Source organism: Pseudomonas sp. FFUP_PS_473, from assembly GCF_002858665.1.
GTDB lineage: Bacteria > Pseudomonadota > Gammaproteobacteria > Pseudomonadales > Pseudomonadaceae > Aquipseudomonas > Aquipseudomonas defluvii.
In genome coordinates this window covers 1-9,015 of record NZ_PJQQ01000062.1, presented here as the reverse complement: position 1 = coordinate 9,015, position 9,015 = coordinate 1, and the positions used below count along the sequence as shown (strand labels likewise).

Annotated in this window: 5 protein-coding genes; 2 read left to right on the top strand and 3 right to left on the bottom strand. The window is 56.5% G+C overall.

All coding sequences use genetic code 11. The features are described 5' to 3' along the window. Positions 1–114 precede the first annotated feature (114 nt). The 3 genes from CYD26_RS24175 to CYD26_RS24165 all read right to left on the bottom strand — a co-directional run bounded on the left by CYD26_RS24175 (position 115) and on the right by CYD26_RS24165 (position 5,891). The gene (locus CYD26_RS24175; RefSeq protein WP_102053860.1) at positions 115–3,276 is read right to left on the bottom strand and encodes a CusA/CzcA family heavy metal efflux RND transporter; all 3,162 of its coding nucleotides are present in this window, start codon (positions 3,274–3,276) and stop codon (positions 115–117) included. Positions 3,277–3,300: 24 nt separating this feature from the next. Further along, positions 3,301–4,551: an efflux RND transporter periplasmic adaptor subunit gene (locus CYD26_RS24170; RefSeq protein WP_102053859.1), complete on the bottom strand. Its 1,251-nt coding sequence runs from the start codon at positions 4,549–4,551 to the stop codon at positions 3,301–3,303. Between the two features lie 68 nt (positions 4,552–4,619). Further along, the gene (locus CYD26_RS24165; protein WP_010951456.1) at positions 4,620–5,891 is read right to left on the bottom strand and encodes a TolC family protein; all 1,272 of its coding nucleotides are present in this window, start codon (positions 5,889–5,891) and stop codon (positions 4,620–4,622) included. 403 nt (positions 5,892–6,294) lie between these two features. Between CYD26_RS24165 and CYD26_RS24160 the strand changes: the two genes are divergently transcribed. Together CYD26_RS24160 and CYD26_RS24155 are read left to right on the top strand one after the other, a co-directional pair. After that, the gene (locus tag CYD26_RS24160) at positions 6,295–7,638 is read left to right on the top strand and encodes an OprD family porin (RefSeq protein WP_003253422.1); all 1,344 of its coding nucleotides are present in this window, start codon (positions 6,295–6,297) and stop codon (positions 7,636–7,638) included. Positions 7,639–8,126: 488 nt separating this feature from the next. Beyond that, positions 8,127–8,801, top strand: coding sequence for a heavy metal response regulator transcription factor (locus CYD26_RS24155; protein ID WP_003253420.1), 675 nt, complete (start codon positions 8,127–8,129; stop codon positions 8,799–8,801). The last annotated feature ends 214 nt before the right edge of the window (positions 8,802–9,015 follow it).

Genomic DNA, 9,015 nt, shown 5'->3' with positions numbered 1-9,015 from the left:
CACCCATTCAGCCACCACAGCCAAACGGGTTGCGCTAACGCGCAACGCGCCATGCCTGGCGCACAACAAAAAAGCCCACAACACGTGTTGTGGGCTTCTCTTTAGCGGAGGCTGTTAGCTAACCACTTCGGCCTCGTCGCCGTCTTCATCCTTGCGGTGTGCCCAGTGATACAGGGCAGGCAGTACCAGCAAGGTCAGTGCGGTGGAGGACAGGATCCCGCCAATCACCACCGTCGCCAATGGCCGCTGAACTTCGGCACCGGTGCCGGTGGCCAAAGCCATCGGTATGAAGCCCAGGGACGCTACCAAGGCTGTCATCAGAACAGGTCGCAGACGGGTCAATGCACCTTCATCGACTGCCTGTCTGAGCGTTCGTCCCTCCTCCCTTAGCCCGCGGATGAAGGCAATCATCACCAGGCCGTTCAGTACTGCAACGCCGGACAGTGCAATGAAGCCGACACCTGCCGAGATCGACAGTGGGATGTCCCGCAGCCACAACGCCACAACACCACCGGTGAGTGCGAATGGAATACCGGTGAAGACCAGCATGCCGTCCTTCAGGTTGTTGAACATCAGGAACAACAAGGTCATGACCAGCAGCAAGGCGACTGGAACAACGATCTGCAGGCGTTTGGCAGCCGACTGCAGCTGCTCGAACTGGCCCCCCCAAGTCGTCCAGTAGCCCGCAGGGATTTGCACCTTCTTGTCCAGCGATGCGGTCGCCTCCTCAACGAAGGACCCCAGATCGCGGCCTCGAACGTTGGCGCTGACGATAACCAGACGTTTGCCGTTCTCGCGGCTGATTTGGTTCGGGCCCAGTTGCAGGTCCAGATTGGCGACCTGGGACAGCGGGATGAAGCCGATCTGATTGGCACCCTGTGCCGCATTGGCAGGTACCGGGATCAGCAAGCTGGACATACCCGCTACGTCGGTGCGAACGGTCTCTGGTAGGCGTACTACCATGTCGAACCGACGGTCGCCCTCATACAGCGTGCCGGCCTGACGGCCACCCACGGCGATAGCGATCGAGTTCTGAACATCCGCGATGTTCAGGCCGTAGCGTGCTGCTTTTTCGCGGTCAATGTTGATGGTCAGCACCGGCAGGCCGGATGTCTGCTCAACTTTCACTTCCGATGAGCCCGGGACCGCTTTGAGCGCTGCCGCGATCTTGTTGGCGGTGTTGTTGAGCACGTCCATGTCATCGCCGAAGACTTTCACAGCGACGTCACTACGCACGCCCGAAATCAGCTCGTTGAAACGCAGTTGGATTGGCTGCGACAACTCGTAGTTGCTTCCTGGAACACCCGCTGCGGCCTTCTGCACTTCAGCAATCAGCTCATCACGAGGCTTCTTCGGGTTAGGCCACTGATCCTGAGGCTTGAGCATGATGTAGGCGTCAGAGGCGTTCGGCGGCATCGGGTCAGATGCAATTTCTGCGGTACCCGAGCGTGCGAACATCCGCTCAACTTCAGGCACCTGCGCAATCACCGCTTTCTCCAGACGCTGCTGCATCTCGACAGATTGAGTGAGGCTCGTTCCAGGCACACGCATGGCCTGAAGCGCAAAGTCGCCCTCACTGAGGCTTGGGATGAACTCGCTACCCATACGACTTGCCAGTACGCCGCTGAGCACGACCAAAGCTACTGCGGCCGAGAAAGCGATGTTCCGGTGTCCCAGCACCCATTGCAGAACCGGCTCATAGCGCAGTCGAGCTGTGCGCATGACCACGCCTTCCTCTTCCTTCACCTTGCCAGTGACGAACATGGCAATAGCTGCAGGAACAAAAGTAACGGACAGGATCATTGCACCCAGCAGCGCCATCACAACGGTGAAGGCCATCGGGTGGAACATTTTGCCTTCGACGCCGGTGAGGGCGAAGATCGGCAGGTACACCACCATGATGATCAGCTGGCCGAAGATCAGCGGCCGACGAGCTTCTCGCGCCGCGGCAAAGACCTCGTGGAAGCGTTCGGTTTTGGTAAGCATGCGGCCATGCTTATGTTGCGCATGAGCCAGTCGACGGATCGCGTTTTCTACAATAACCACGGCACCGTCGACGATGATGCCGAAGTCGAGTGCCCCCAAACTCATTAAGTTGGCACTGACCTTGTTGTTGAACATGCCTGTGAAGGTGAACAGCATGGACAGCGGAATCACCATCGCGGTGATCAGAGCCGCACGGATGTTGCCGAGGAACAGGAACAGAATGGCGATAACCAGGATCGCGCCTTCCACCAGGTTCTTTTTCACCGTCGCGATGGCTTTTTCAACCAGGTTGGTACGGTCGTAAACAGTCACAGCCACCACGCCCTTTGGCAGGGTGCGGTTGATGTCCGCCAATTTGGCGGCGACAGCTTGAGATACGGTGCGGCTGTTTTCACCAATCAGCATGAACACGGTACCGAGCACGACTTCGCGGCCGTTCTCAGTAGCAGCACCTGTACGGAGCTCTTTACCGATGCTGACGTCAGCTACGCTGCTGATGCGAATCGGTGCACCATCCACACTGGTGATCACGATGTTGGCGATGTCTTCGATATTGCCTACCTGACCCGGTGCACGGATGAGCAACTGTTCACCATTACGCTCGATGTAGCCGGCGCCGACGTTGGCGTTGTTACTTTCCAACGCAGCAACCAGGTCATTGAGTGTCAGCTTGTAGGTAGCCAGGCGCTTTGGATCCGGCGCAACCAGGAACTGCTTGGCATAACCGCCGATGGTATTGATCTCGGCCACACCCGGGACGTTACGCAGCTGAGGCTTGATGATCCAGTCCTGGATCACGCGCAGGTCGGTCGGGGTGTACGGCGTACCGTCCTCTTTGACCGCGCCATCTTCGGCTTCAACAGTCCATAGGAAGATCTCGCCGAGGCCGGTAGATACCGGACCCATGACGGCCTCTACACCTTCTGGCAGCTGTTCCTTCGCAACCTGCAGCCGCTCGTTGATCAACTGGCGGGCAAAGAAGATGTCAGTGCCATCCTTGAAGATCACGGTGACCTGAGACAGGCCAGAGCGAGACAGGGAACGGGTCTGCTGAAGGCCCGGGAGACCGGCCATGGCCGTTTCAACTGGAAACGTGATCCGTTGTTCGGTTTCCAAGGGCGAGTAACCAGGCGCTGCAGTGTTGATCTGCACCTGAACGTTGGTGATATCGGGTACCGCATCGATGGGCAGCTTTTGATAGCTGTAGATACCGATACCCGCCATGATCAGAACAGCGATCATTACTACGATGCGCTGCTCGATGGCGAATCTGATGATACGTTCAAACATGAGAAATCATCCTGTCAGTTCGCATCAGTGACCGTGTTCGGCAGAAGCTTTGCCGAGCTCGGACTTGAGTGTGAAGCTGCCACTGGTTGCTACCTGGGCGCCGGCTTCAATACCGTCGATGATTTCCACGTACCCACTGTCGCGGCGACCCAGTTTTACCGGGCGGGTGTCAAAGCCATCTGGGGTGCGTACGAATACCGAAGGTTTGTCTTCAACGGTCTGCACTGCGTGCTCGGGGACCGCTACGGCAACTCGATCGGTCTGGGAAGTGACCGCAATGTTCACGAACAGGCCTGGACGCCAGGCGCCGTTGGGGTTGGTCAAGGTGACGCGGACAGTAGCTGCACGGTTTTGCTCGCCCAGCAGGCTGCCGACATAACCCACCTTCCCTTCGACCTCGACGTTCATGTCAGGCGAAGAGACTTTCACCGCACGACCAGTCGTGACCTTGCCCAGATCTGTAGGCGGGACGGCGAAGGTTGCCCAAACCTGGTTCAGGTCGGAAAGGATGAAGGCGTTGGTCGCCTCGCTTACGACTTCGCCAACGGTCAGATGTTTCTCCACTACCACGGCGTCGAAGGGAGCTCGAAGCTCGTATCGATTACCGCCAACGGAGTTAACCGAGGCACCGATAGCGCCGACCTTCTGCTTGGCGTTGGCCAAGGAGATCTCCGCTTCTTGCAGCGCTTGGCGTGCTTGGAGGTAGTCTTGCTCTGCAGAGATCTTGTCCTGCCACAGTTGCTTCTCACGTTCGAAGGTCACACGCGCCAGTTCGACGCGACGCTGTGCGGCCTGTTGTTCGCTGCGCAGGTCAGAGATCTGCTGGCTGGCGATTACCGCGAGGACTTGCCCTTTCTTGACCGTCTCGCCCAGGTTGGCCTGGACAGCCTCAACAACGCCAGGAACACGAGGAACCACGTGGGCAGTACGATCTTCGTCGAAGCGAATTTCGCCAGGGAAGCTCACGACGGTACCGAGGTCACGAGGCGCTGCAGCTTCCAGGGCAACACCAGCGGCCTTGATCTGTTCAGCGCTGAGCGTCAGCTTGCCCTCTTCTTCACCGCCCTCTTCGCTGTGGCCTTCTTCACCATGGCCCTCATCACCTTCCTCTTTGGCGGCAGATGCGGCTTTCTTTTCGTCGCCATGGCCATCGTTAGCGCCATGCTCGGCAGTACTGGCGGCCTGCTGTCCGGAACTGTTGTTCCAGGCAAGGCTGCCAAATCCGAGGGCTGCCACAGCGGCTACCGCGAGGGCGATCTTGCGTTTGTTATCCATTGCTACTCCTGCTGATCGTAGGCACCGGCTTGTTCAAGGCTGTGTGCCGAAGAAAATGTTTGGCCCGTTCAGCGAGTGCCGGCGGTTGAGCCGACTTCGCCATAAACCCTTTCCACCTGCGCACGCGCATTGGTCGCCGCTGCCAACGATTCGAGGTATTGGCCACGAGCGACGATCAAGGTGCGCTGGGCATCCAGCACTTCGATGAAACCGAATTTGCCCATCTCGAAGCCGCGGGTTGCGGTCTCTACGGCTTGTTGGGCTGAAGGCAGAATGGTCTTGTCGTAGGACTCGACCTCCTGCATGGCGGTGGACCATTGGTTCAACGCGGTTTGGGTTTCGGTGCGCAGGCGCAGCTCAACAGCATTGCGCTGGTCCCGGGCCTGATCTGCACGACGAGAAGCGGAAAGAATGTTGCCCTGGTTACGATCGAACAGCGGCAAAGGCATAGACAGGCCCACAGTGTTGACCCGCTCGCGCACAGAGCGGTCGTACTGGCTACCTACACTGACAGTAAGGTTCGGGATACGCTGAGCTTTCTCTGAGCCGAGCGAGGCATCGCTCTTGTCTATCTGCACCACGGCCTGACGCATTTCTGCTGTTTGGTCGAGCTTAGCCAGCAGATCTTCAGTGCGAGGTGGCAAGCCCGGGGAGAGGGTTGGCGATTCGAGTCGATCAAACACGGTGACTGAGCTCCCGGTAATTTGAGCGAGCTGTTGGTAAGCGGTCGCTTTTTCCGTTTCTGCACGTCGAACTTGCAGCTGGGCTTCGGCCAGTTGCACTTGAGCGCGGGTCGCCTCCACTGGGGACGACTTACCTGCGCGAACACGGCCATCGACGATGCGAAGACCGCGCTCAGTCAGTTCGAGAGATTGCTTGGCCAGGTCGAGACCTGTCTGGGCCCGCAACGCGGCGTAAAAGGCTTGGACGACATCTGCACGCAGGCCGTTAACGCGACGGTCTAACTCAAGCTGTGCGGCGGTCTGCCCGTATGTGGCGACGTCAACACGAGCCCCCCGCTTACCGCCCAGCTCAAGGGTCTGGCTGAGAGAGACAGTCGTCTGGCTGGTGTTACGACGGGTGTCTTCCACGTCATACGAGATTGTGGGGTTGGGGATAAGCCCGGCCTGCTTGCGAGCACCATCAGCGATCCCAATTTCTTGCCTGGCCGCGGCCAGGTCTGGGTTGGCATCCATGGCCGTCGAAAGCGCCTGGGGCAAGCTGATGCTTTGGGCAAGGGCTGCAGGCGCCATCAACCCAGAGATGACTGCACAGAGTGCAGCGATCTTCCAGGGCGAGACGGGGGTCTTGGGTAAGACATTGCGGTTATACCGGGGCACTTTGATGGTCCTCGTGCACAAACTTCGATAAAGCTTGGCGAGAACGCCGAAACAGCTGCCAAGCCCCACTTGATTAGGTGATGGCACTCTAATGAGCGGTAGCTATCAGAGGGGTGGCTAGAAAATTACAATTCCGTAAGAATGTCCTGTAATGCCCGAAAATACTGGGAAACCAAACCCGACACGATGATTTCGTTACAAGCAACGGAGATGGCAAACACGCGGTGCGAAGGCCCGAACAACAGGTAGATGACGAAATTGTAATTTTCCTATCACCCCCCCGTTATCTTCGGCCTGCAAATATGAGCTCGCGCTACGCTAGGCGCGCCGCCTGGTCAGAACAATTAACGACACCCGCGCCGGTAAACATAATAAAAACTGCCGTGAATCAAAGGAGCATCGGATGAAAATCAAAGTACCACTGTATTTGGCGGCAGTTTCTGCGCTGTCTGGAAGCTATGCTATTTCGGCACAGGCAGAAGACAAGCCAGAAGGCTTCATTGAAGGCAGCAGCCTTACAGTGCTGAACCGTAACTTCTACTTCAACCGTGATAACCGCGACAGCACTGCCCCCACTTATAACAGTGGCAAGGGCAACACCAACGGCTACTCCGAAGCCTGGGCGCACGCGATCATCAGCAAATTCAACTCTGGGTTTACCCAGGGAACCGTTGGCTTTGGCGTTGATGCCTTCGCCATGATCGGCCTCAAGCTCGACACCGGTGATGGGCGCAACGGCGGCCGTAGCTCCTTCGACGTGCTACCCGTTGATAACAAGGGCGAAGCTCGCGACGAATACACCAAGGTCGGCGGCGCAGCCAAAGTCCGCTTGTTCGATACCATCGTGAAAGTAGGTGATGTTTTCCCATCGACTCCGGTCGTTGCATCCGGCGACTCTCGCCTGCTGCCAGAAAGCTTCCGCGGCGTGACCGTTGAGAACACCAGCATCCAAGGCCTCACCCTGCAGGGTGGTCGTCTGCATGCGATGAGCCAGCCGGTCTCAAGCAACCTGAACGACAACTTCGTGACGTTCTACGGCGGCCCGGTCAACTCGCCATGGATCGGTTACGGTGGCGGTGACTACTCGATCAACGACAACTGGACTGTGAGCGTCTACGCCAGCCAGCTGAAAGACGTCTGGAATCAGTACTACGCCGGCACCAGCGTGGTTTACCCGCTGAGCGACGATCTGGCGCTGATCGGTGGCTTCAACTACTACAAAGCCGTAGATGAAGGTAAGAAGCGCCTGGGTGAATTCGACAACAACATCTGGAGTGCCAAGGTCGGCGTGCGTTACGGTGCCCATACCCTAGCCCTGTCGCACCAGCGCAACAACGGCGACGACGATTTTGACTACCTGCGTCAGTCGGACTCGATTTTCGTCGACAACTCCATCCAGTACAGCGACTTCAACTCGCCGAAAGAGCGTTCCTGGATGCTGCGCTATGACCTGAACTTCACCAGCTACGGCATTCCAGGCCTGACGTTCATGACCCGCTACGCCAGAGGCTCGGGCGCGGATTACTCGAACGCTAACCAGTTCTACATGCGCACTGATGACAACGGCAACCCGCTCGACAATCAGAAGCGTTGGGAGCGTGACGTCGAAGTCAAATACGTTGTCCAAACCGGTCCAGCAAAAGATCTGTCCTTCCGGTTGCGCCAGGCAACCACACGTGCCACTGCATTCGAATCGGATCTGGATGAAACCCGTGTGATCATTGAGTACCCGCTTTCGATTCTGTAATTCGCTAACTGGACCAGTTATTCATTAACTGGTCCTATTAGTAAAACGAGCATTACGAATTCACCTTGAGTGGCTTAAGTGCTCCTTTGGTAAAAGGTGGATATTTGGCGCCCATTGGGCGCCTTTTTTTGCCTAAAATTCAAGTAGGCGTTCGATTGTACGCATCGCATGCCGGTGAAGTTCATGACTACACCAATGACCAGTCTCTTCAATGTGAGCGACCTCGCCGTCATCTGAGCGGAACGAAGCCAGCACAAAGAAGAAAATAACCCAATACTTCATAAGGTCAAATCACCTGCTGGAGAGAGGGCCCGCAACTGTCAAACCCAAACCGCGACAAGATATACCGCCAGACTATCAACTGTATTACCTAGAAATTACAAATCCGTCATTTGAGCCCCGGCACGCTCATTTTGATTTACCATCCCTTTCAATAATGCCGGCGCGCGTGCGCGGTTAATTGCTCAGTGATATCGAGACAAAATCCCATGCGAATTCTGGTAATTGAGGATGAAGTAAAAACTGCGGAGTATGTGCGTCAAGGTCTGACGGAATGTGGCTATGTCGTAGATTGCGTCCACACCGGGTCAGATGGATTATTCTTGGCTAAGCAGCACGAATATGAGCTGATTATCCTGGATATAAATCTGCCAGAGATGGACGGTTGGCAGGTCCTTGAGTTGTTGCGTCGTAAAAACTGCCCTTCCCGTATCATGATGCTGACGGCGAGAAGCCGGCTGGCGGATAAGGTCCGGGGGCTGGAGAACGGAGCAGATGACTACCTGATCAAGCCATTTGAGTTCCCTGAGCTGCTGGCCCGGGTTCGCGCCTTGATGCGCAGGTCAGATCACCCTGCATCCGTAGAGGTCATTCGCGTCGCTGACCTGGAGCTTGATCAGAGCCGGCACAGGGCATTCAGGGACGGTCAGCGCATTGACCTGACCACGAAAGAATTCGCGTTACTGCATTACCTGATGCGTAATACCGGTGTGGTGCTGAGCCGCACCCAAATTATTTCGCAGGTTTGGGATATGAATTTTGACTGCGACACAAACGTTGTAGAGGTGTCGATTCGAAGACTCAGAGCCAAGATAGATGACCCTTTCGAGACCAAACTGATACATACGCTTCGGGGCGTAGGGTATGTGCTTGAAAAACGATAGTTGCCAAGCTCTCTAGTACCGAAAATCCGCTACATGCTCCCGTCGCTTGCGAACTTGAGGTTTCTGTTTACGATCCGCGGCGCTGATTCCTCACTCAACAAATGAGGTAGGCTGTACATGAGGTATAGCATTGATTATCTGAATCGCCCCTGGTTTTCTAGACACTCTCCAAGCTCAGGAAATAGCGTTTCTCATACTCTACTGGAGACAGCTG

Bases quoted from the DNA above. Each gene is read 5' to 3' on its own strand.
- CYD26_RS24170 (WP_102053859.1), bottom strand. From the start codon at position 4,551: ATGGATAACAAACGCAAGATCGCCCTCGCGGTAGCCGCTGTGGCAGCC.
- CYD26_RS24155 (WP_003253420.1), top strand. From the start codon at position 8,127: ATGCGAATTCTGGTAATTGAGGATGAAGTAAAAACTGCGGAGTATGTG.
- CYD26_RS24175 (WP_102053860.1), bottom strand. From the start codon at position 3,276: ATGTTTGAACGTATCATCAGATTCGCCATCGAGCAGCGCATCGTAGTA.
- CYD26_RS24160 (WP_003253422.1), top strand. From the start codon at position 6,295: ATGAAAATCAAAGTACCACTGTATTTGGCGGCAGTTTCTGCGCTGTCT.